We start from the raw sequence: 23663 nt of genomic DNA, 5'->3' as shown, positions 1-23663 counted from the left end.
CAGCCCCCTTATCATAAAATTGAAGCTATTGTATTTGCTTTCGCCAATCTGCAGATTAAAAGGTAAGGATTACTTAATGTATCGGCGTCTTATGTTCAATTTTTTGCAGTATATAGATACTGTATGTCTTTACAAAACTTCATCTACATCTAGATTTTTATCTAAATAAGCTGAACGCGCTTATAAAGCGTTACAAGACATCAAAAAATGCCAATACTCGACAGAGATAGTAAAAGACTAGCTAACTCGGGGATTCTTTGTCTTTTTTTCTGCTTAGTAAATTTCTTAAACATTTGCAGCGTAAGTTAGTTGCAATTAAAAGCGGCTGAATCTCGCTTGTCAAGCGTTTAAAACATAAAAAACGCCAATATTTTAAAGCGGATAATAACCACGGGGCTTCTTTTGCCTTTTTTTTCATTTGGTAAATTTCTTAATGTTTATGGCTAAACGACAACCGTCATCCCGCTGCTTGTTAGCGGGATCTCTTGTTAGCGGCTGAGATACCGCGAATGAATCGCGGTATGACGTAGGGATTGCATTAGCTATAATTCTTTAGTTTTCACTTTTCTTTTAACCTTGCAATGATATTTTCTTTGCCGATAAAAATTAATAGTTTAGCGAGCTCTGGTCCTGTTTCTGTTCCTGTTAAAGCTGAACGCAACTGCGTAAATAGGTTTTTTGCCTTTATATCCACTGTTTGTCGAATAGTTTTGACCCATTCTGACAACGTGTTTTCATTACAATCACCTTGGGGCAATGCATTGAACGCAATTTTTATAAGCTCCTTATCAAGAATCACAGGCTCTATATCAGATTTGCATATTTTCCACCACTTGGCCACCTCAGAAAACCTTTCTATATTGTTCCTTATAAAATACCAAAACTCTGAGGAGTCCACTCCAATTTGATTTAAACGGTCTTGCACCATTTCAAATGGCATTTGTTGCAGAACTTTGCTATTTAGCTTATATATTTCACTCAAGCTGAATTGTACAGATGCTGAGCTAAATTTTTTAATATTAAATGAATCAATCAAAGATTGCATACAGGCGCAAGCTTCAATTGGATTGGATGTTCCAAGCTTCACTAAATAACTAACTAGTGCCATCGGTTCAATTTCATCTTCTTTTATAGATTTAATGTTCAGCACGCCGGTTCGCTTGGATATCTTGCTATCATCAAAATGTAGCAGAGAAAGGTGAGCAAATGTAGGGATTTTCGCTTTTAATGCTTTAATCATTTGGAGCTGAACTGCGGTATTAGTTACATGATCTTCCCCGCGTACAACATGGGTTACATTAAAGTCAACATCATCAATAACAGAAGGTAACATGTATGTGTAAATTCCATCTTCTCTTTTTACCACAGGGTCACTTATGCTACTGGTTGCAATATTTATTTCATCTTTAACTTCATCATTCCATTTAACAACCTCATTTCTATCCAACTTAAATCTAAAATGTGGTCTTCTTCCTTCTTGCTCATAACTAATTTTCTCTTGCTCAGTTAGAAGTAACGCGCTTCTGTCATATACAGGGGGAAGTCCTTGTTTTAACTGCAATTTTCGTTTAATGTCTAACTCTTCTCTTGTTTCATAGCATGCATAAATATGCCCTTCTTTTATTAACTGCAAAAACACCTCATTGTAACGCTCAAAGCGCTCTGATTGCTTGAAACTTGCATCCCAATTGATACCAATCCATTTCAAATCTTGTATGATATCATTTATATATTTGACATCTGAACGCTGAAGGTCAGTATCATCAAAACGGAGTAAAAATTTTCCATTTTGATTGCGTGTGTACATCCAACAAACCAAGGCAGTTCGTACGTTTCCTACGTGGAGGTAGCCAGTTGGGCTTGGAGCGAATCTTGTTAGCATTTAAACAGCAATATTGTTTACTCTAATTTATTTTAATTTTATATAAATATATGGCTAAAGCAAGTGAGATCTGCTAATACAATTGAGCGAGAGAAGAATAAGTATGGCTATAGCATTGTGGCACCTTTGATATTTGATGGATTAAGACCATATGATAAATTCAAGAAAATTCACAGCTTGACGACAAAGGCTAATGTAGCATTATATTGGTATCATGACTAACTTAGAAAAGATGAGAGAAAAACTGCAAGATCAAATAAATTATCATAATGTTTTGTATCATCAAAAAAATAAGCCAGAAATAAGTGATGCTGAATATGATGAACTGAAGAAAAAGTTAGCTGAAATAGAGCCAGAAATTTATGCAACACAAGAAAGTGTTGGTGCTCCACCTGATGAGAGGTTTTCTAAGGTGGAACATCAAGAACCTATGCTTTCCCTTGAGAATGCTTATGATGAACAAGGTGTAGAGAAATTTTTGTCTAAAATAAAGAGGTTTTTAATTGAGGACAAAATAGAGATATTATGTGAACCAAAAATTGATGGGTTGTCGTTTTCTGCAATTTATGAGGATGGAAGATTTGTTAAAGCTGCAACTCGAGGTGATGGTTTTGTAGGGGAAGATGTCACTCACAATGTTGCAACAATAAAAGGCTTTCCTAAGTTTTTGCAAGGTGTGCAAGGAAGACTAGAAGTAAGAGGTGAAATATACATCAGTAACAGCGACTTTTTAAAGTTAAATGAAAACGATGAATTTGCCAATCCTCGAAATGCAGCCGCTGGTTCTCTAAAGCAATTGGATGCAAACATTACAGCAAGCAGACCTCTTAGATATTTTGCTTATTCTTTGATTGGTGGAGCAGAGAAAAGTCAAAGTGAGGTACTAAATAAGCTTGAGGCACTTGGTTTTTGCGTAAATGAGCATCAGTCCTTAACGAGTAGTTTGGATGGAATGCTGAAGTTCTATAACGAAGTCTATAACTGTCGCTATAACTTGGATTATGATATTGATGGAATAGTCTATAAAGTAAATGATTTGGTACTACAAAATCGTCTAGGGAATACTCACAAAGCACCGCGCTCAGCACTTGCATACAAGTTTTCTGCGGTTTATGCAAAAACAAAGTTAAATAAAATATTTATACAGGTGGGCAGAACAGGAGTTTTAACTCCAGTTGCAGATTTAGTGCCAGTTAATATTGGTGGGGTGCTAGTTAGTAGAGCAAGTCTGCATAACCAAGATGAGATAAAACGTAAAGACATAAGAGAGGGAGATATTGTAACAATCAAAAGGGCAGGGGATGTAATTCCCCAGATCGTTGAAGTAAGCAGAGATTCTCGTCTTCCAAATACACCTGAATTTGTGTTTCCTGAAGTATGCCCTGAATGTGGTAGTAAAGTACGTCAGGTTGAGGGAGAGGCTGCAGTAAGATGTCCTGAGGAATTTGCCTGTAAAGCTCAAATAATAGAAAAACTAAAGCATTTTGTATCGAAAGATGCATTTGACATTGTTGGCCTTGGTGATAAGCAGATAGAGTTTTTTTACGACCTTGGTCTGATAAAACAAATTCCCGATATTTTTACTTTAGAAGAAAGATTGGATGAATTTAATCTGGAAGAACAGTCTGGTTGGGGCAAGAAATCAATAGCTCATTTATTAAATGCTATACAAAGCAGAAGGGTAATAACTCTAGATAGGTTTATATTTTCTTTAGGTATTAGATTTATTGGCCAAGTTGCAGCAGAATTGCTTGCAGATTATTATGTTTCTTATGATAATTGGTATAATTCGATGATTGAACTGTCATCAGATAATACTGAGCTAGTAGGTATAGACGGCATAGGAAAAAAAGTAGCTGAATCTTTGGAATCATTTTTTTCTAAGGAACATAACATCAAAATGTTAAATGATCTTACTGCTTGTCTTCAAATTCTTCCTGTGAGCTCCAACTCTAGTAACTCTGTTTTAAATAATAAAATTATAGTGTTTACTGGTAAGCTACTTGCTATGAGTAGAGGAGAGGCAAAAGTAAGAGCCAAAACTCTAGGAGCAAAGGTCAGCTCACATCTTTCTGCTAAAACTGACTACCTAATTGCAGGAGAAAAACCAGGATCCAAATATAAAAAGGCAGTGGAATTAGGTGTAGAAATTTTAGATGAAGACCAGTGGCATAAAGTGATAAGTTTGGGAGTGTTCAAATGAAACTTGGATTGTATATTAAATCAAAGTTGCAAGACTATTTAGAGAGTAGCCAATTCTTTCCATCCAAGAATCATTTTATTGACTTGCCTCAATTTTTCAACAGAAGGCAAGTCTTCTGTGCTGAGCGGTAGGCGGACAGTTTTGTGTTCTATGAGCCCAATATCATGCAAAAGTGCTTTAGTGGGTATTGGGTTGCTGGCAGTAAATAACGCTTCGCAAGCCTGTTGCCAGATATCTGTTGAACTTTTCATGTCATTTTCTGTCATTTGAACAGGTTTCCTTCTGGATTCCAGCGTCACGCGCTGGAATGACAGTGAAGAGAGTTCGTCGTTCAGACATTTCTTAACATATTCATGCGCTATGCGTGGCCAAACATTGGAAGCAACGGAAACCAGGCCAGCCGCACCATAAGCGGCCATATCGGATATCATATTATCATCTCCGCAAAAGACCTCAATATTTGGTGCAACTTTCTTATACTGAGCTAAAGTATCAACAGTGCCACTTGAATCTTTGATAGCCCAAAATTTTTCGTCGCTGGATAAGTTGCGTATAGTTTCAGCGTAGAGACTCACTCCTGCTCTTGATGGAATATTGTAAAACATAGCCGGCACATGTGCTTTCTCAAGCAGCTTTTCAAACCATAAAGTCTGCCCCATAATTCCGGGCTTTGCATAAATGGGAGTTGTCATTAGATAGCCATGAATAGGCATACCCTTGCAAAAATCAAGCCATTCAAGAGTCTGATATAGATTCACTCCTGGTACGCCAATTATAATTTTCGTATTTAATTTTAGCTTACATACGAATTCAACTAATGTACGCTTTTCAGAATCAGTAAGCGATAGGCTCTCACCTGTGCTACCCAGCAACACTACGCCATTTTCAGCTTTAACTTGCATTGTCAGTAAACGCTGCAAACTGCTATAATCTATGCTATCTCCATTGCAATTAAAAGGAGTAACACAAGCAGTCCATAAAAATGTAGATTTCAATTTAAATTGTTAAAATGGTATTTCATCATCGAGTAGTTCATCTTTTATATCGTTGTCAAAACTTTCGTGTTTATCTTTTTGTTCTGTTTCACCTTGTTTGTATTCACTTGGCTTGTAATCAGAATTTGGCGCACTATTTCGTGAATCCAAGAGAGTAAGAGCGCTATTAAAATTATATAGAACCACCTCTGTTGTGTATCTTTCACCACCGTTTTGGTCAGTCCATTTTCTAGTTCTCAAAGAACCTTCAACATAAACTTTACTGCCTTTGCGTGCAAAATCTTTGACGATTTTTACTAATCCTTCACTAAAAATTACGATATTATGCCATTCTGTCTTTTCAGAGCGCGTACCAGAAAATTTATCAGTCCAACTTTCAGATGTGGCTATTGAAAAACTTGCCATTTCTTTTCCATTTTGTGTAGTCCTAATTTCAGGATCTTTTCCTAAATTACCAACTAGTATGACTTTGTTTATGGTACCACCAGACATAATTATGCTCTAAATAAATCCTTTTATTATCTTATGTGAAAATACTATTGTCAAATTTAATTAAAAGTGCGCTTGGAGGGATTCGAACCCACGGCCTTTGCCTCCGGAGGGCAACGCTCTATCCAACTGAGCTACAAGCGCATATATATTTAAGTTATTTAATAGATAAGCCATCCAAGTTAAATTTTTGTTTTGGATAAAGCGTAAACATAATACTCCCATATCCAAAATATACATTTTGAGAATCATTCGCATGCTTTTTTATTGCTTTTTGATCTACGGTCCATACAAAAGTTACATAATTTTCAGTGACTGAGTGCACTTTTAAATCCTTAGTATTTATAAACAGTTTTCCATTTACCCATATTTTCCATGTATCGGGAGAAAGATATAAAATTGAGTCTAAACTCACTACCTTACAGTTGAAATTCTCCTCTTTCGCAGCTTTTGAAGACCATAAATTGAACTTTTCCATTTCATGAACCATTTTATTAACTGGCTCTTCATCAAAAAAAATGCTTTTTACGTTACTATATTGTGACAAAACGTCAAAGTCACTTTCCACTGCTTCTCTTATTATATCGTCCCGATCTGTATAGCTTAGTTTTTGATTGTTGATAAAGAAACACTCTTTTGCACGCAAATTTGCTATATCAATAAAATCGTCGATTTCTTGATTGCCAACTTTAAGAATACTTTCAAAATATCTTTTTTCTATCATCATTCCATACTGAGAATGATGACAAACCATTTCATCATTACCTTGTTTTTCTATATATACGCATAAATTTCCACTATTTAATCCTAATATTTTATGCTCAATAAAATCTTCATTGCCAATATATTGTCGGCAAGAATACTTCTTACAAATTCCTATGCTTTCTATAATATCTTCACAACTGCAATATGCATTAACATTGGAAATGAGTAGCGTAAAAATAAAAAACAGCTTTATATTCATTATCTTATCTACTTAATATAGTATACCAATCAAAGACTATATTAGCTCTCACTATCTCTATCATATTACCATTCAAAATCTGATTCATAGTTGCAGCATCAATATTTCTCTGCTTGTTTAAAATAAGAGATTTGATCATAACATAACCAGGCAGATTTGGAATAGACTGTAAAAATAAAAAAATATGCTTATCGCTGATTGAGCTTAAATTTAGGGCCACTTCACTTTTTATTACTTTTGTGCGTTCACTTTTGTTGTGGAGCTCAACTTCTTCGGGTATAGAAATTGATATTTCAGGTTCTAATATATAGTACTTTTTATATAACTTGCTAAGCTCGAAATTTAAATTTGCAATGTATCTGCTACTATGTAAATTTGAAGAGGAAATTTTTTTCCATAAATCTAGATTTTTATTTAGAATGACTTCCTTTTTTTGAATCTCAGTAATCTGTAAATTAATAAAACGTATTTTATCAATCTCAATTTGGTTTTTATTATAAATCTTTTCGTTATAGATAACAACATATGTTAATAACCCTATTAATCCAACAGATAATAACAAATACGATATAAACTGAATTGTAGCTTTTCTTTTTAATTGAGAGATAGTCATTAATCTACATTGCCTCTCCTATTTCAACATCAATAGATAGATTTTGCTCTTTAGCAGCAGGTAAGCTAGAAATATTAATGTCATAGGTACGAAAATTATCGTTTAAATTTTTTCGTAGTTTCTCGTATTGATGAGAAATATTTTTACCGGATTGAAAATTAAACTTTAAAGTTGTGGTAATATAACTTTTTGCCTCATTATAATTCCATTCAAATGATCGAAGCTCTATACCTGGTATTTTTAACTTTTCTACATACTTAACTTGTGTAAGAGGAGAATATTCTATTTTTGATAAAATATTATTGATATTAATAAAATCATAAATTTCATCTATTTTTTTTACATTATAGCTTTGGCTAAGTTTTATTAGTTGGTTATTTAAGGTGCTCTTCTTTGTGGATAAATTATCAGCGACATTGAAGTTTGAATATAAATTTAGCAAACAAAGGGCATTAATTACAACTAAAACCAAAGCAAAGTATAGAAAAGTTTGAGGAGAGTTTAAATAAAGGTAATTGAATAGATAAAATTCTTTAGTTTCTTTTGTATTAAAAATAGCTGCTAATTTATTCTTAAAGCTATGAAACAAAATTATGGTATCGCAAAAGTTATCTTTTTCACTTATGGCTAGCTCTGCTCCCAATAGCTTGCCTAACTCATATGGAGTTAATATGCTTACGCTATTCTCTGAAAAATTTATGACTGATAAACTAGCTTTAATATCTTCTGACACTATGATGCAAAGGTCGATAGGGTTATTTTTTTCGAACCCAAACTTAGTTAAGGATCGAATAGTATCTTGCACTTCCTGATATATTCCACCAGCGATAATTCCTGGTAAATTATCATTAGTAAATGATGTTAAGCGCGTAAATACCATTTTATTCTCTTTAAGAACCACTTGTCTATAGCCTCCCGTTTTAGTTGCAGCAACTATAATTTTCCAATTATTAGGATCTTTATGTAGAATCTTTTTTGTTATATTACTTATTTCTATAGGAAACATTAATATTCCCTTAAAGTTGGAGCCTATCTCAATAAACACATTCAACCAATATTCTACTAAATGCTTTGCTTTTGATGAAACAAGAAGATAGCACCAGTTTTGATTGAATTTGTTTGGCTTCTCAACCAAAAAAACTGAACTTATGTCATTATTACGAGAAAAATGCTCCATCTTTGTTTTTGCTGATAGATAGGCACTAATCTTGTTTGCCCTTGTAATAAACTGTAGCGAGTAATTTTGATCTGCATGATTAAGCACCAGGTATAAAGGTGCTTTTTTATCTGACGAAAGACATGAAATTAAATCGGAAACTGCTTTATCGTTTTTGCCCTTAACAAAATACCTTGTATCTTGAAAAAAGCATCTAGTGTTTTTAAGCTTAAGCATTAGGTGGAGAAGGGAAGAACTCTGGAAGATTCCTTAGATATAAAATCTGTAGAAAAGAAAAGAGTTCCCTTCTCAAAAGTAGAGGCTGGACGGTATCGTAGAAAGGCCTAAATGGTTCTAATTCTGTATTCACAAGGTAAGCCTTACTTTTCATTTTTAATAGTAGTATATGGAGTTATATATGATCAACAACTTTTTAGGTATAGATGTTTCAAAAGAACGCTTTGATGTTTCTCTCTCATTCATAAGTAAAAAAGGAAAGCGTGAAACTAGGAAAAGGAAATTTAAAAATGATGATACTGGGTTTCAAGGTCTACTGAACTTTCTACAAAAACATAACGTAGAAGAAGTAAAAGCTTGCATGGAATCCACTGGTTGTTATAGCGAAGCTTTGGCTGAGTTCCTCCACAACGCTGGATATTTCGTTAGTGTTGTAAACCCAGCTTGCATAAGATTTTATGCAAAAAGTAAGCTTACACGACAAAAGAATGACCAGACTGATGCAGAGATTATTGCAGATTATTGTCAAAGACAGGAACCTTCTCGTTGGACACCACCTTCTCCTGAAAAGAAAAAATTAAAACATCTTTATCGTTGCTCAAATGCGTTAAAGGATGAGTTAACATTAGCAAATAATCATTTAGAAAAGAAAGAGAGACTGCCTAAAGAAGTTGCAAATGCTTGGGAAGACCTTGCAATGAACATAGAGCAAAAAATAGAAACAATAAAAAACTCCATACGCGAACTATTAAAACAACACAAAGAATTGTTGGAAGATTTTCAACTCCTATTAACTATTCCAGGAATAGGAGAGGAAACAGCAATAGCTATTTTAGCTGAAATTCCTGGTATAAAAGCCTTTATAAATGCTAGGCAATTGGCAGCATATGCTGGAACTATACCACAAAATATAACATCAGGCTCATCCGTACATGCCAAGCCCAGATTAAGTAAAACCGGTTCACGAACATTACGTAAAGCAATGTACTTTCCTGCTATAGCAGCTAAAAAGCATAATCCTATCATTATGGCTTCTTGCGAAAGATTAAAAGAGAAAGGCAAGCATGCTATGGCCATAGTTGGTGCTGCAATGCGTAAGTTACTTCATATAGTTTTTGGTGTTTTAAGTTCAAAAAAGGCCTTTGATCCAGATCATATCAAGAACTATAGGGCTAAAAGGTTAACTGAAGGTTTAGTACTTTAAAATCAAAAAATGCTTCTAATTCATCTTATGTAAAATGGCATCTTACACAAATTTATTGAATGTTGTTGGTTAGTGGATATGTTGATAAGTAAATTTCTGCTGTTTTATATGTAACTAATTTACTTATCAACATATCCACTAACTATAATCTGTATACTGCTACACAGTTGGAAGTATTTTTTGATTTTATTATGCAATTTGGAGAATTTTTATGACTTTTTTGTTGACTAACAAGACGGTATCTTTTATTTAAAGTATTATTTTTAAAATATAGTAACATTATGCCTTCTTCTCCAATAGAAAGCATAAACTTACTTTTGGATTTTGAACTAAACATATTAACAAAGCATATACTTATCTAGAATTAAAAAGGCAATTTATTGAAATTCATTAAACGTTAGAGGGAAATATTGTTATAAATTTTCGCAGCAACATTATTTATATTATAATTTTTTTATAAAATTACTACTAATATTAAGTTATTTAGATAACAAATTAAGAAAATTCATTAAGACGAATTTGTTATTTTTCAAATTGTAGGTAAACTGAAGCCACTTTAGCTATATCTGCCAATTGACTTTAATTAATAATAGTTATTAATCTATTTACTATTCTTGTAATATTATTTCTAATGGTAAAGAAATATATATTTTTCTGGAACAGTTGTTATTTCAGATACAGAATTTATTGTAAGTAAACTAACCATTTGCTGAAGAGCGCTCATCTTCTGTGGTACTTGATGATGGAGCAACTAATTTGCTCAAAATCTCATCTTTTGGTCCCATAGCGTAAATGACACCATCTGACATGAGGATCACCTTATCAACTACGGACAATAACGGTAGCTTGTGAGTGATGATAACAGTAGTAGTATTTTGTTTTCTTGCAATGCCAATTGCATTAATTAAGCATGCCTCTCCATTGCTATCTAAGTTAGCGTTTGGTTCATCAAGTACTAAAAGTTTTGTGTGACCGTAAAAAGCTCTGGCAAGTCCAAGAAGCTGTTTTTGGCCGCCAGAGAGCGTTACCCCTCCAGGACCTCCTATTATTGTATCATATCCATTTGGTAAGCTTAGTATTAGTTCATGTATCCCTGCAATTTTTGCTGCTTTGATTATTTCTTCAGGATTTGGATCTGGCCTCATGCGAGCAATATTAGCTTTGACACTAGTGTTAAATAACTCAATATCCTGAGGTAAGTAGCCAACATAATTACCAAAATTTTCTCGATTCCAAGTATATACATCAGCGCCATCTAGTCTGACTACACCAGATATTGGCTTCCATACACCAACAGTTAATTTTGCGATAGTGGATTTACCAGAAGCACTTGCACCAATAACACCAACTACATCTCCAGGATCTATAATGAATGATATTCCTTTTACTGTCGGCTTATTGCTTCCATAAGGAGTAAAAAATACTCTATCAAATTCCAATTTTCCTTCAGGTTCTGGTAGAGCCATCGTTTGCTCTCTTTTTGGCGATGTTAATATAAGTCTTTGTAGCCTTCCATATGACATTCTAGCCTGATTTAAAAACTTCCAAGTATGAACCGCAGCGTCAAATGGTGCTAATACTCTACCCATTAAAATTGAAGCAGCGATGATGCTACCGGCAGTCTTATGAGCTGTGATTGCAAGTAATGCACCTGTTCCAATTACTGATATTTGCAGAGTTGAGCGCAAAAACTTAGTGATTCCAGTAATTACATTAGAGCGATTTTGTGCTTTAATTTGCATTGCTCGATTCTGATCATTTCGTTTACACCAATCAGAGACTATGAATTCTGACATGCCCATAGCTTCAACCACTTCTGCATTTCTTGTTGCAACATCTATAGCATTGATATTCCGTATAGTTTCTTCGTTGGTTTCTTGTAATATTCGTTTAGTGGCAAGTTCATTCCATATTGCCATAGAGACTAATATAATAATTCCAGTAATAGCTATAAACCCCGTGGAGGTATGTATCATGAAAATCACAACAAGGTAAATTAACGACCATGGAGTATCAAACAGTGAGAATATACCATTTCCTGTAATGAAATTTTTTATCACTCCGAGATCTCGTATTGCTTCACCACTTGAAGTTGAGCTCTGCACTGACGTTAGCCTGATTGACCTTACTATCAGATCTGGTGTTGCAGTTTTATCGATCCAATCACCTATTTTTGCCATGGCTAAATATCGACAAGTTTCAAGCATTGCAGAACATGCAAATGCAGATAAAGTGATAATTGTCAGCATAGTTAGTGTTGATACACTTTCGCTCGATATCACCCGATCAAGCACTTGAGAGGTATAAAGTGGTAGGAATAACATTAATAAATTGATTCCCGCACTAAACCAAAAGATAAACCAAAATGCACTTTTGCATTTTTCTAGGCAAATATATAGAGTACTTTGCTTCAATTCTTTTTTTATTGATGGCGTAATTTCCACAATCTTCCTCTTAATTTGATTACATGCACCATATACAATTTTTATTACAAAAATATTAATAACGGTAGTTAGCTTACTTTAAGTGAGTAAAATATTAATATATGTGAATAGGAAATATAAACAATGGTAAAAAGAAGTATAGTTAATATTTCCTTCATTGCCTATAGCGAAGCTACGTCATACCGCGATTCATTCCATAGCTGTACGAACATTCATTTTTGAAGGTAAACTGCACAGCAAATGGTGTCATGAAAGTAGCTGACACTGGGATGGCTTTGTTGCATCGCTACTTATGAAAGGCTAACTATAATTAGGATTATAAGCAACTTATTGAAAATCTTGTTTTTTTGCAATCAATCTGATCAAATTTAAGAATAGTAATTTGTTATTTATATTAATAAATTTAATTCTATTGAAAATAGCTAAAGCATTGAAATTCTTGAATTTTAGCCAGATTAGTGAGTGGTAGTGAAATTTCTTTTACTCAAATTTAGGTATTCACTGACCGTTCTTGTTATAAATACCAGAATAATAAGCTACTGATATTCTCCACCTTTTTTATCTTTAATCCATCATAGCTAGCGATGCAACAAAGCCCACCGATTCATTCTACTGCAACGCAGAAAATTCGTACAATTGTGCATAATGTGGGGCTTCTGGCTACATTTTTCTATTGAACTCACCTTTTCTCTATGTGACAGATTTCGTATTAAATTTTAAATTTAATGCGCCTAGATATACAAGCATTCCTAGCAAAACCATAGGTATAGAAAGCAACTGCCCCATAGTTAAATCAAGCCACAAATAGCCAATTTGATAGTCTGGTTCGCGAAAAAACTCAACGAAAAAACGTGCTATTCCATACCACATAACTGCAATACCAGTTAACGCACCGTGATACAGTCTTATTCTAGTTAAGAAAAACAGTGAATTTGCAACTGCAAAAAGTAGCAGTCCTTCAAAAAGTGCCTCATAAAGCTGGCTTGGATGATGCAGCAAATTATCACCACTCTCTGGAAATACCATACCCCATGGCATAGTTGTAACTCTGCCAAATAACTCTCCGTTTATAAAATTGCCTATGCGACCTAAAAATAAACCTATGGGAACTCCGCAAGAAACTAGGTCCAGTGCATAAAATATAGGAATGTTATGTCTTCTGCAGGAGATTATTACTGCAAGCAAAACTCCTATAGCACCGCCATGAAATGACATCCCTCCTTCCCAGGTCTTCAATATCTCGATAGGGTTGCTTATATAAAGAACTGGATCATATATCAATACGTAGCCAAGTCTACCTCCAAGGATAATACCTACAATAGTGGCTGTTAATAACGAATCGTAAAAATTCTTAGTAAATATTTTTTGGTCATCTAGCCTATGTAAATACCAATATGCAAACACTATACCCAAAACGTAGGCTAAGGAATACCAATATATAGAAACAGGACCGATGCTGAAAATTACTGGATTTAAAGACATATTTTGCTATAAATTATTTTTAGACAATCTACTTTTTTCACGATCCCATTCTCTCTGTTTTATGGTTGCTCTCTTATCGTAGAGTTTTTTTCCTTTTACAATGGCAATTTTAGTTTTTGCAAATCCTTTATCGTTAAAATAGACCGAAAGCGGCACAACAGTTATCCCAGCAGTCTTGATTTGACCAATTAGTTTATTTATCTCCTTTTTATGCAAGAGTAATTTACGTTCCCTTTTTGGTTTATGATTTTTTCGGTTCGCAGCTTTATATTCTGCAATATGCATATTGTGCAGCCATACTTCGCTATTCTTTTCAACAACGTAGGCGTCGGAAATATTTACTTTTCTTTCTCTTAGCGATTTAACTTCACTGCTTAATAAGACCATACCCGCTTCAAATTCTTCTAAGATGAAATATTCAAACCTTGCTTTCCTATTTTCTGCAATAACTTCCATATCTAAAGATATCTTTAAGCTTCAATATATTACAGAGTTTTTGACTTAATTCATAATAAAACAGTTATCCCAATAAATATAAGGTGCCAGGCTAGTCTGATAGCAACAGGATAACAAAAATCAAGTAAGTGCTTTTTCTGTCTCTCTAGGCACAAGTTCCTTTACTTCTTTCATTTCAGTTTTAGGCTTTGACATTATATATTGACCAGCACCAACTATGAGCGCAGATCCTGCAGCTAGTCCAATTATTGCTGGTACAGATAGGGCAGTAGCAAATGCAAGTGCAACACCAACTATCACTGCAGTTACAAAACACACAATAACACCTTTTACAATTGCATTTTTTGCAGATTGTTCTTTTTCTTTCACAATTGCATTTTTTCCAATTTGTTTTTCTTCCTTTTTCTCTGGAAGCTGCATTACATCTTTATTTTCAGTAAGATCCTTTGGCGTTTTTTTATTCTCATTTTTTAACGTTTGCTTTTTTTCCGCTTCCTCTAAAAGCTGAATTATACCTTGATATTTAGTAAGGTCTCTTGGCGTTTTTCCATCAACATCTTTTAATGAAGGGTCTGCTTCAGTGTGTAGCAGAACTTCCACCACTTTTATTTTGCCATTTTTAGCAGCAAGATGTAAAGGAGTACGTCTATCACCATTTTTTGCATTAACCTCTGCTCCTTTTGCGATTAGAGTTTTTACTACATCTTCGTGGCCATTTTTAGCAGCAAGATGTAAAGGAGTACGTCTATCACCATTTTTTGCATTAACCTTTGCTCCTTTTGCGATTAGAGTTTTTACTATATCTTCGTGGCCATTTTCAGCAGCAACATGCAAAGGAGTCCATCTATCAGCATCCTTTATATTAACATCTGCTTTCTCAACTAGAATTTTTACTACCTCTATGTGGTTATTTTCAGCAGCAAGATGTAAAGCAGTACATCTATCATCATTTTCTGCATTAACCTTTGCTCCTTTTGCGATTAGAATGTCTACTACATCTTTATGGCCCTCTCTGGCTGCAAGATGTAAAGGAGTACATCCATCATCATCTTTTGCATTAACGTTTACTCCTTTATTTAATAGGTTTTTCACCTCCTCCTCATTATTATGTTTAACAGCTGAATGCAAAGCTTTGATGTTCTCTTGTGCCTTTAATAGAGCTTCTTTTACCGCTTTATGGCCTTTTTGAGAAGCAAATGTTAAAGGAGTCCATTTATAATGGTCTTTCGCATTAACATCTGCTCCTTTTTCAATTAGAGTTTCTACTATATCTTTGCGGCCATTTGCAGCAGCAAGATGTAAAGAAGTCCACCCATCACTATTTTTTGCATCAACGTTGATTCCTTCTGCTTTTGATAGAACTTGTACTATCTCTTTGTGGCCATTTGTAATAGCAAGATGTAAAGGAGCCCATCCTTTATCATTTTCTGCATTAACATTTGCTCCTTTTCCAATTAGAGTGTTTACTACATTTTTGTGGTTCTTTTCAACAGCAAAATGTAAAGAAGTCCATCCATCACCATTTTTTGCATCAACAATTGCTCCTTTTCCAGTTAGAATGGTTACTACATCTTCGTGGCCATAGTGAGCAGCAATATGTAAAGGAGTAATTTTATTATCATGTTCTGCATTAATATCTGCTCCGTTTTCAATCAGAGCTTTTGCTACATTTGCACAGTTCCAATAAGAAGCAAGATGTAACAATTTGACTTCCTTAGAATTTTGACCACGAGATATAGTAAATATGTAATTTATGCCAGATCCACTATCATTGTCAGGTTTACTCTTTTCCCACTCTTGACATAAATCTGGATCTTCTTCTTGTAACTTAGCTTTTATTTTTTCAACTATATTGTCCTTGCTCAAATCTGAAAGGTCATTTATTTTTTTTAATATTTCCATAAATTTATTATATTCCATAACTTCCTCACTTAAAAGATATAACTTAGTTGTTATATCTTTTAACATAGAAGTCAAGAACCTAAATATTCGTTATTATCTTTCCTTAAAGAGTCATTTAAGTTATATTACAGACTATGAAAAACCTCAACTTTAGGAAGGAAATCAAGTTTTTTTCTCTGTCATTTATAATTTTATTTGTTCTATGGACTGTATTGTCTGGTTATTTTGAGCCGTTTTTTATTTTTTGTGGAGTGTTTTCCTGTATATTCACATCGTTTATCTTTAGAAGGTTGATAAACGCTGAAAGAGCTCTTAGCCAGATTTTAAATAGTACGAGTAGACTGTCGTTTTATAAGTTAGTAAGTTATATACCATGGTTAATGTACCAAATCATTTTATCAAGTGTTTATGTAACAAAAAAGGTGCTACAACTCAAATCTAAGCTTGAACCGATTATTATCCTAAGAAAATGCAAAGGGCATAATGACGAAAGCATTGCGTTATTTGCCAATTCAGTCACAATCACTCCCGGAACTTTAACTATCAATGTTGAAAGTAAGCAGAAAACATATTTCTCTACCATGTATTTGATAGATAAAGATCTTGAAAGCGGCATTTCTGAAATAGAAAATAAAATCTTAAAAATACTACGTTCAGTTAAGTAATTGCTTTAAATAAGTTAACAGCATCCTTATATTCCCTTACAAGACTTTCAAGCATTTCTTTTGGAAGGCTATTGTTAACAATAGAACATAAATAATTATACAAATCTTCTAACCTTAATATGTTATTTCTCTTCTTGCTGTTGAATTTATACGGAAAAATACCTTCCATAACTTCAATAGTAGTAGCCTTGTTTAAAAATACATTTTCACTTGTCACGCTTATTCTTGCTAAAACAGTGTTAATTTCAGGTTCGTCACTCGTATAAAAATCTGATAGCTGAGTTATTCTAATAACGTACAAAGTTACTATTTTTGACAAGCAATTATCAGCATATTCACAATTTTTTATTACCTCCCACTGAGTAACCTGAGATTTACCTATTTTTGCATTGTTCGGTAATTTACTCATTGAACTTTCTCCATTTAATCCAGTGTAATAAATTATACTAATACTTTGTTAAATAAATAATAACGCGATTACAAAAATATATACTTATAGTAGTATATTATACAAAAATAGCACAATATCTAAGCATTAAAGCTAGTTTTAGCTGGGTACATGGGGCTATTCGTTATTTTGTGTTGTCCAGTGAGGTCCAAAATTAGAGGTCCACTTATATAAAGAGTTTAGTCTGCCTTCTTTGCTATAAAATAAGTTTTCCTTTTGAGCTGTTTTGTTAGTATTAACTAAATTCTAAACTAACTGTGCTATAATGAAAAAGATAAAACTCGGAATACTAATTTCAGGTAGGGGGTCGAATATGCAGGCCTTAATAGAAGCATGTCAAGATCAGAATTTTTCCGCAGAAGTTGCATGTGTTATCACAAATAATAGCGAAGCTGCTGGTCTGAAAATAGCAGAGCAAGCAGGAATCTCAGCGTTTATTGTTAAAGATAAACCGCTTGATGCTGGTAAAATTCACGAAATACTTGTTCAACATAAGGTTGATTTAATTTGCCTTGCAGGGTTTATGAGAATTCTCAAAGCTGATTTTCTGAGTAAATGGCATAACAAGGTGATAAATATTCATCCCTCTTTACTTCCGTCTTTTAAAGGCCTAAACGCTCAAGAGCAAGCTCTAAAAGCAGGTGTAAAAATTACAGGTTGTACTGTACATTATGTCACTCCTGAAGTTGATGCTGGAGCCATAATTGCTCAAGTTGTTGTACCAGTGTTACCAGCTGATGATATTCAAAGCCTCTCAGAACGCATTCTAGCTGAGGAGCATAAGTGCTATGTAGAAGCAGTAAGATCAATAGCAGAAAGTATTAATTATTGACCCTGAGCGTTTTTTCCAACTTCAACGAAAAATAAATTTTCGGGTTCCAGTAAAGAACTTGCCAGCTCGTTTACTTTTTCTAGCTTTACGTCATTAATGAGACTTACAAAATTATTTAGACGATTAATATCGCGATTACGTACCTGCATACTAGCCAAGAACACTGCTGTGTTTGCGTTATTAGATAGGGAAAAGATAAAATTATTTACCATACTAATTTTTGTATCTTTAAATAATTGTTCATCAATTCCTTCCTTTTTTATCCTGCTCAATGTATCTCTTATTGCAGATATGGATTGACTGGCAGTAGAGCTATCAGTACTTAAACCTCCGGCTATAATATTTGCATGCGTATAACTAGCCATAGAGGCACTAATACCATAAGTAATTCCAAGATTTTGCCTTAGCTCTTTCATCAGCACTGAATTCAGCCCCATACCACCAAGCGCATTAACCAAAACTTGAGCATTATAGTAGTCTGGATCTTCATAAGCTATACCTTTTTGAGCAAAAAGTATCACACTTTGTGGTATATCCATAAAAATGTTCTTACTTTCTGCAGAACCAAAATCATTTTTCACAGGTATTTTTCTCACTTTTGATCTTTTTGACGGCAATTTAGATAAATATTTATCTAATAGCGTAATAATTTCTTCTTTTTTTGTACAACCAGCAACACTGATAACTATGTTATCTTTAGCAAAATTACGCTTTATGTATGTTAAAACATCGTCTCTAGTAATGCTCATTATAGTATCAAGAGTACCGTACACACTTTTTGAGTAAGGATGTTTTTTAAACAATAACGTATCTAATTCTTTTCCAGCAACAAAATAAGGATTTTTTTCAAGATTATTAAAATCAACTTTGGCTTTCTCGAAAACTCTATTCAACCCTTCAGAGTCAACTTTAGGACGTATTATAGCATCGCTAAGTAGTGAAATACTTTCTTCTAAATTTTCAGACAAAGTTTCTAATGACACTCCGAAACTTTCTAAATCGGGGTAAAAAAGTAAATTTATTCCTTTGATCTTCAGTTTTTTTGCAAAATCCTTAGCGTCATTTTCTCCTGCCCCTTCTTGGATTACAAGAGAAGTAAACCAAGCAAGCCCCTGTTTTTCTGCACTCTCATACACATAACCTGCATCTTTAAATGATATATTCAGTGAAACTTTTGGTAAAGCACAGTTTTCGACAAATAAAAACTTAAATCCTTTACGGGTAGTGACCTCCTCTATATTTAAGCTACCACTTGCTTGTAAATTAAAGCTTAGGCAGAAAAAAAACAGAAGTACAAATTTACTTATTCTCATTGTTATCTCCTTTTGGTAATAAACGACCAATTAACTTATTGGAAGAAAAGATAGTACGAATTTTGTTATTTACATCCTCTAAATTAACATCATCTATTTTGCTATATGAAATATCTATTTCATCAAGTGGAATACCAAGTGCAAGGTGTGGCACATAGAACATCGCTATATGAGTTAAGTCAGATAGATTATCAAACTGTGCTGCTTTGTATCTATATTTCGAGCTTTGCAACTCCTCATCCGTTATTCCTTTAGACATGAAGTTATTAATAGCATTATCTAACTCTCTTTCAACAATATCTAAATTAACTCCGCTTTTTGGAATGACCTGAATATCAATGTAGCCATCACTAAAAGCTAGGCTATTATAATAAGCAAACACTGATACTGCCACATCTTCATCTAAAACCAGATCATTATACAGTTTGCTGGATTTGCCGCTACCTAAAATTTCAACCGCTAAATGAGCAGCGGAAGCTTCATTTATATGCTCAAATAAGGGTACACGATAACGAAAATATAAAACTGGTTCTTTTACTTCAGTGCTCTCTAAGGTCACCGATAGACCTGCATTATGCACTGGATCCTGATTTGGGTAATTTCTCATTACAGGCTTAGCTTTAATTTCGCCATATTTTTCTTCTGCTAATTTCACTATTTCATCAAGTTCCACATCACCCACAATCAGTAATATTGCATTGCCGGAGTGATAATAGTTATCATGAAACCTCGTTATGTCATCCAAATTGTAAGTTTTGATATCGCTCTCCCAGCCGATAACAGACCTACCATAGCCAGTACGGTAAAATGCACTATTCATTTCTTCCCATAACAAGTTGTTAGGATGATTATCAAATCTCATTTTTCTTTCTTCCAACACAATGTTTTTTTCTCTATCTATTTTGTCTTGAGTAACATTAAAGCTGCCCATTCTATCTGCTTCAACTTCCATTGCAAGTGGTAAATCTTTTTTGGGGACCAACTCATAATAACAGGTATATTCTTTAGTGGTAAACGCGTTAAATTGAGCCCCAATGCTACTCATAGTGGCTTCTATATCTGTGAACTTTCCTGTAGTTTCAAACATTAAATGTTCAAAGTAGTGAGCCAATCCTGCTTTGCCGATTGGATCATCCATTCCCCCAACTTTGTATATTACTGCATGTAAAACGGCTGGAATCCGATGATTAGAAACAACATAAACATCTAGTCCGTTACTGAGTTTAGTATATTTTATGTTGTGCTCTATGTTTAAAGCATTCGAAGAAATTGGGTAAGTAAAAAAAAGTACAGGTAGTATAAGAAAACTAAAAAACTTATGAAGCATTATTTCGACCTAATATAAAAACAATTATTTTATTCCTCATTTTGTTTAGAAATAAGCATATCGTATATATACCACTTATATAACAATGTAAACATTCCACAAACTATAGATAAATCTGCTAAATTAAAGGCTGGCCAATACCAATCATCAATATGAAAATATATGAAATCATATACAGCTCCCCAATAGATCCTATCAACTACGTTTCCGATTGCTCCACCAATCATCAGAGAAAAACCAAGGTAAGTTGACTGATCGTCAGACTTGTATATCAAATATGCAAGTATACCAATTATTAGTATTGAAAATGCTGAAAAAAAGAAACCGCCATGTGGTAAAGCGCTACACATTCCAAAACTAATACCTGAATTCCAAACTTCAACTAGTTTTATAAAACTAGCGATCTCAATTGATTCTCCTTCATCAATCAATGAGTTTATGTACAATTTGCTCGTTTGGTCAATCAATACTATAATTAATATAACAACTAAGCATAACTTTTTCATAAATTTGCCTTTAACCTATAAACTTTAAGTATATCATAATTTATCTGTTTTGTTAACTCCTCAATACTATGGAATTTTTTTTCTGACCTTATGAATTTTAAAAGTTGTATATTGACTTTATGACTATATACGTCTTCATCAAAATCGAATATGTGCATTTCTATTATAGGCTTTTTCAGATCCTTAAATGTAGGTCTCATACCAATATTGACTACTCCATATAACCAATTTGGATTACTATCAGGAAAAGTCACTCTAGCGTAATATGTGCCAAACTTAGGTTTTATCATGCAATCTTCTATAGGAATATTTATGGTTGGAAATCCTATTTCTCTACCTCTACATGCACCTTTTGTCACAACACCAGAAACTTGATAAGGCCTGCCGAGCAATTTATTAGCAATTTCTATTTCGCCCCTTTGTACATACTCCCTTATTGAAGAAGAAGAGCAAATTTTGCCGTCAATTGTTAATGGCTCTAATTTAGTCAAAGAGTATCCATATATTTCAGAATATTTCTCTAGAGTTAATATATTACCCAATCGTTTATGACCAAAAGTGCAATTTTCTCCGACAATTATGTGTTTAGCGCCATATTTATCTATTAAAATCTCACTGATAAAGTCATCGCAGCTAACCTCAGAAAAACCTCTATTAAAATTAATAATATATAAGTAATCTATACCATAGCTGCTGATTAGTTCCTTTTTTTGTTCTTGGTCTATTAACCTAAAATTGTTTCTACCAAATAAAACAGTTGATGGGTGAGGCTCAAAAGTCAAAACTGCAGAGGGTAATTCTCTTTCTTGTGCTACCTTCTTTAGAGTAGAAATTGCAAACTCGTGTCCTAAATGAATGCCATCGAAATTTCCGAAGGTTAGTGCTATATTATTTTCTATTCCTTGCTCACAATTATAAATAATTTTCATACAATTTGATGTTTTTACATGTTTCTTATATATAATAACTATATTTTAGTAAGCTACGGAGATAAATTGTGAAAAATGTTGTGATATATGTAAAGAAGGGCTGTCCATACTGCATAAGGGCAAAGGATTTACTAGATAAAAAAGGTGTGAAGTATGAAGAAATTGATGTGCTCAAAAACTCAGATCTATTTAACGACATAAAATCAAAGTATAACGTTAGAACAGTTCCACAGATTTTTATCAACGATAAGCACATTGGGGGGTGTGACAAATTGATGGATCTTGAAAAAGAAGGAAAGTTGGATGATATGCTAAATAATAATGACAATCACACTGATGTCACAACCTACACAAACAGCAATGATGAATGTGGAGAGTGTGTTATACCACATGATGATTTTATGTAACTTTTTATCTTGTTTTGTCGTGTAATACGTAAATGAAAACTAGTATGCTCACTTTAAACAATTCTTAATGAATTAAAAATACAATTCATTCAGTGAGTTTTTTTAGTGGGAAAAAATGACAAAAAATATTTCAATTATTAGCAGAAACTTAATTAGTATCGAATTAGTTAACAAACAAGATTTAGAGAATTTCATCAAGATTTTCACAGTGCTTGATAAACATATAGCAGCTAAAACACTTTTTACAGAAGAAGTGAGAATAGAGTATAAACAACACAACGGCATAGAAGTTGTTGAATTGCTAAAAGATACAGACTTTACATATCATGAGGTTGAAAATGTATTGAACCACCTGAGTAAACATGGAATGAAGGTGCCCAGCAGTGTTATAGCACACACCCTTTTTGCTGCATACAATCATGCACTTGAATTTAAGGATGTAGCATTTTCCTTTTCTGAAGGCTCTCCACAATTTAACATCAGAGTGAGTAAGAACACCTTCATAATAACTCCTATGAGTGAGGAGAATTTGGAATTGAATTCACAAAGTAGCAAGAAATTAATAGAGTCGTTACAGAGCGAAAAAAATATTTATGATTGTATAGTAGAAGAAAATACCATTAAAGTTATAGTGCATTCTGAAATACATCAAGCTATAAATTTGATTATAAAATCACTGATAAAGTCTCGCCTTTTAGCAAAAGAGGAAGAAGGAAAATTCAAAGAGAAATTGAGACAACTTGCTTTTAAGGATCAAGCTTTTGTTGAGTATTCCAGTATCAAAACCATCAGTAGGTATCCACATAATCATCCTCTGAGAAAGCATGAAAGTGTTACTAAGGATATAGAAAATATTTTATGTGATTTCATAGCAAATGAGAATAGCGAGTTCGCTATAGAGCGGTTAAATAGGCTGAGCTCAGCAGTTTCTCCGGATACTCCAAGAATCATCACTAAAACTATAGATAAACTTGTTAAGTTTCACTAAGATATACGAGAGCCAATAGATTTCTTGTATTACCTTTTGTCATCCAAGTAGCCAAGGCTACTTGGTTCTTTTTTTGGGTTCCAGCTATGTACATAGCTGTATGAACATTGTAGCCGTTATTCAAGTAGCCCGCAGAAGCGAAAAACTTACTTGACAAACTCCGCCAACTCCCTTATCATGAAACTGAAGCTATTTATTTATCTTCTCTGTACAGATTAAAT

General features: G+C 33.6%; 21 protein-coding genes and 1 tRNA gene. 6 read left to right on the top strand and 16 right to left on the bottom strand.

Annotated features, from left to right (window positions below; translation table 11 throughout):
- Window positions 1-559 precede the first annotated feature (559 nt).
- Entirely contained in the window at window positions 560-1882 is a 1323-nt protein-coding gene (gene gltX, locus EA652_RS03115; RefSeq protein WP_012673213.1) for a glutamate--tRNA ligase, read from the bottom strand.
- A gap of 214 nt (window positions 1883-2096) precedes the next feature.
- Here gltX and ligA point away from each other — a divergent pair, with 214 nt between their 5' ends.
- Complete coding sequence (gene ligA / locus EA652_RS03110; RefSeq protein ID WP_012673212.1) at window positions 2097-4085, top strand: NAD-dependent DNA ligase LigA; 1989 nt, start codon at window positions 2097-2099, stop codon at window positions 4083-4085.
- A gap of 38 nt (window positions 4086-4123) precedes the next feature.
- On the opposite strand, the gene dapA is transcribed toward ligA, so the two are convergent.
- The 6 genes from dapA to EA652_RS03080 all read right to left on the bottom strand — a co-directional run bounded on the left by dapA (window position 4124) and on the right by EA652_RS03080 (window position 8539).
- The gene (gene dapA, locus EA652_RS03105; RefSeq protein ID WP_041582614.1) at window positions 4124-5080 is read right to left on the bottom strand and encodes a 4-hydroxy-tetrahydrodipicolinate synthase; all 957 of its coding nucleotides are present in this window, start codon (window positions 5078-5080) and stop codon (window positions 4124-4126) included.
- Window positions 5081-5089: 9 nt separating this feature from the next.
- Window positions 5090-5572 (bottom strand): single-stranded DNA-binding protein, encoded by a 483-nt coding sequence (ssb, locus tag EA652_RS03100; protein WP_012673210.1) that lies wholly within the window; start codon window positions 5570-5572, stop codon window positions 5090-5092.
- Between the two features lie 67 nt (window positions 5573-5639).
- Window positions 5640-5713, bottom strand: a tRNA-Arg gene (locus tag EA652_RS03095).
- Window positions 5714-5726: 13 nt separating this feature from the next.
- Complete coding sequence (locus EA652_RS03090) at window positions 5727-6533, bottom strand: hypothetical protein (RefSeq protein WP_006280081.1); 807 nt, start codon at window positions 6531-6533, stop codon at window positions 5727-5729.
- 4 nt (window positions 6534-6537) lie between these two features.
- Window positions 6538-7146, bottom strand: coding sequence for a hypothetical protein (locus tag EA652_RS03085; RefSeq protein ID WP_006280080.1), 609 nt, complete (start codon window positions 7144-7146; stop codon window positions 6538-6540).
- A 4-nt stretch (window positions 7147-7150) separates the two neighbouring features.
- Window positions 7151-8539: a hypothetical protein gene (locus EA652_RS03080; protein ID WP_049749683.1), complete on the bottom strand. Its 1389-nt coding sequence runs from the start codon at window positions 8537-8539 to the stop codon at window positions 7151-7153.
- A gap of 181 nt (window positions 8540-8720) precedes the next feature.
- On the opposite strand from EA652_RS03080, the gene EA652_RS03075 reads away from it, so the two are divergent.
- Window positions 8721-9743: an IS110-like element ISWen2 family transposase gene (locus tag EA652_RS03075; RefSeq protein ID WP_007548332.1), complete on the top strand. Its 1023-nt coding sequence runs from the start codon at window positions 8721-8723 to the stop codon at window positions 9741-9743.
- A gap of 698 nt (window positions 9744-10441) precedes the next feature.
- On the opposite strand, the gene EA652_RS03070 is transcribed toward EA652_RS03075, so the two are convergent.
- The 4 genes from EA652_RS03070 to EA652_RS03055 all read right to left on the bottom strand — a co-directional run bounded on the left by EA652_RS03070 (window position 10442) and on the right by EA652_RS03055 (window position 16045).
- Window positions 10442-12187, bottom strand: a complete 1746-nt coding sequence (locus tag EA652_RS03070; protein WP_006280392.1) for a type I secretion system permease/ATPase — start codon at window positions 12185-12187, stop codon at window positions 10442-10444.
- Window positions 12188-12877: 690 nt separating this feature from the next.
- The gene (gene lgt, locus EA652_RS03065; RefSeq protein ID WP_006280508.1) at window positions 12878-13669 is read right to left on the bottom strand and encodes a prolipoprotein diacylglyceryl transferase; all 792 of its coding nucleotides are present in this window, start codon (window positions 13667-13669) and stop codon (window positions 12878-12880) included.
- A 6-nt stretch (window positions 13670-13675) separates the two neighbouring features.
- Entirely contained in the window at window positions 13676-14125 is a 450-nt protein-coding gene (smpB, locus tag EA652_RS03060) for an SsrA-binding protein SmpB (RefSeq protein WP_007548863.1), read from the bottom strand.
- A gap of 120 nt (window positions 14126-14245) precedes the next feature.
- Window positions 14246-16045, bottom strand: a complete 1800-nt coding sequence (locus EA652_RS03055) for an ankyrin repeat domain-containing protein (RefSeq protein ID WP_238514263.1) — start codon at window positions 16043-16045, stop codon at window positions 14246-14248.
- A 116-nt stretch (window positions 16046-16161) separates the two neighbouring features.
- On the opposite strand from EA652_RS03055, the gene EA652_RS03050 reads away from it, so the two are divergent.
- Window positions 16162-16692, top strand: a complete 531-nt coding sequence (locus EA652_RS03050) for a Na+/H+ antiporter subunit E (RefSeq protein WP_006280659.1) — start codon at window positions 16162-16164, stop codon at window positions 16690-16692.
- On the opposite strand, the gene EA652_RS03045 is transcribed toward EA652_RS03050, so the two are convergent.
- Complete coding sequence (locus EA652_RS03045; RefSeq protein ID WP_006279382.1) at window positions 16685-17101, bottom strand: hypothetical protein; 417 nt, start codon at window positions 17099-17101, stop codon at window positions 16685-16687. The two genes, EA652_RS03050 and EA652_RS03045, sit on opposite strands and share 8 nt — an antisense overlap.
- A 304-nt stretch (window positions 17102-17405) precedes the next feature.
- Here EA652_RS03045 and purN point away from each other — a divergent pair, with 304 nt between their 5' ends.
- Entirely contained in the window at window positions 17406-17972 is a 567-nt protein-coding gene (gene purN, locus EA652_RS03040) for a phosphoribosylglycinamide formyltransferase (RefSeq protein WP_012673208.1), read from the top strand.
- Here purN and EA652_RS03035 read toward each other — a convergent pair.
- From EA652_RS03035 to ribF, 4 genes are read right to left on the bottom strand one after another with little or no spacing between them, the layout of a single operon-like run.
- Window positions 17966-19285: a M16 family metallopeptidase gene (locus EA652_RS03035; protein WP_007548860.1), complete on the bottom strand. Its 1320-nt coding sequence runs from the start codon at window positions 19283-19285 to the stop codon at window positions 17966-17968. The genes purN and EA652_RS03035 overlap by 7 nt on opposite strands.
- A complete protein-coding gene (locus EA652_RS03030; protein ID WP_121721695.1) occupies window positions 19272-20612 on the bottom strand; it encodes a M16 family metallopeptidase in 1341 nt (446 codons plus the stop codon). Before EA652_RS03030 ends, EA652_RS03035 begins: the two co-directional genes overlap by 14 nt.
- A gap of 29 nt (window positions 20613-20641) precedes the next feature.
- On the bottom strand, window positions 20642-21118 hold the full coding sequence (lspA, locus tag EA652_RS03025; RefSeq protein WP_006279329.1) for a signal peptidase II: 477 nt from the start codon (window positions 21116-21118) through the stop codon (window positions 20642-20644).
- Complete coding sequence (ribF, locus tag EA652_RS03020) at window positions 21115-22047, bottom strand: riboflavin biosynthesis protein RibF (RefSeq protein ID WP_012673207.1); 933 nt, start codon at window positions 22045-22047, stop codon at window positions 21115-21117. Before ribF ends, lspA begins: the two co-directional genes overlap by 4 nt.
- A gap of 68 nt (window positions 22048-22115) precedes the next feature.
- Here ribF and grxC point away from each other — a divergent pair, with 68 nt between their 5' ends.
- A complete protein-coding gene (grxC, locus tag EA652_RS03015; RefSeq protein ID WP_007550037.1) occupies window positions 22116-22454 on the top strand; it encodes a glutaredoxin 3 in 339 nt (112 codons plus the stop codon).
- Window positions 22455-22569: 115 nt separating this feature from the next.
- Window positions 22570-23442 carry a hypothetical protein gene (locus EA652_RS03010; RefSeq protein ID WP_007550039.1) on the top strand — a complete coding sequence of 291 codons (873 nt, stop codon included), beginning with the start codon at window positions 22570-22572 and terminating at the stop codon, window positions 23440-23442.
- The last annotated feature ends 221 nt before the right edge of the window (window positions 23443-23663 follow it).

Source organism: Wolbachia endosymbiont of Drosophila ananassae, from assembly GCF_008033215.1.
Lineage (GTDB): Bacteria > Pseudomonadota > Alphaproteobacteria > Rickettsiales > Anaplasmataceae > Wolbachia > Wolbachia pipientis.
The sequence above is the reverse complement of the archived record's forward strand: the minus strand, read 5'-3'. Positions and strand labels throughout refer to the sequence as shown.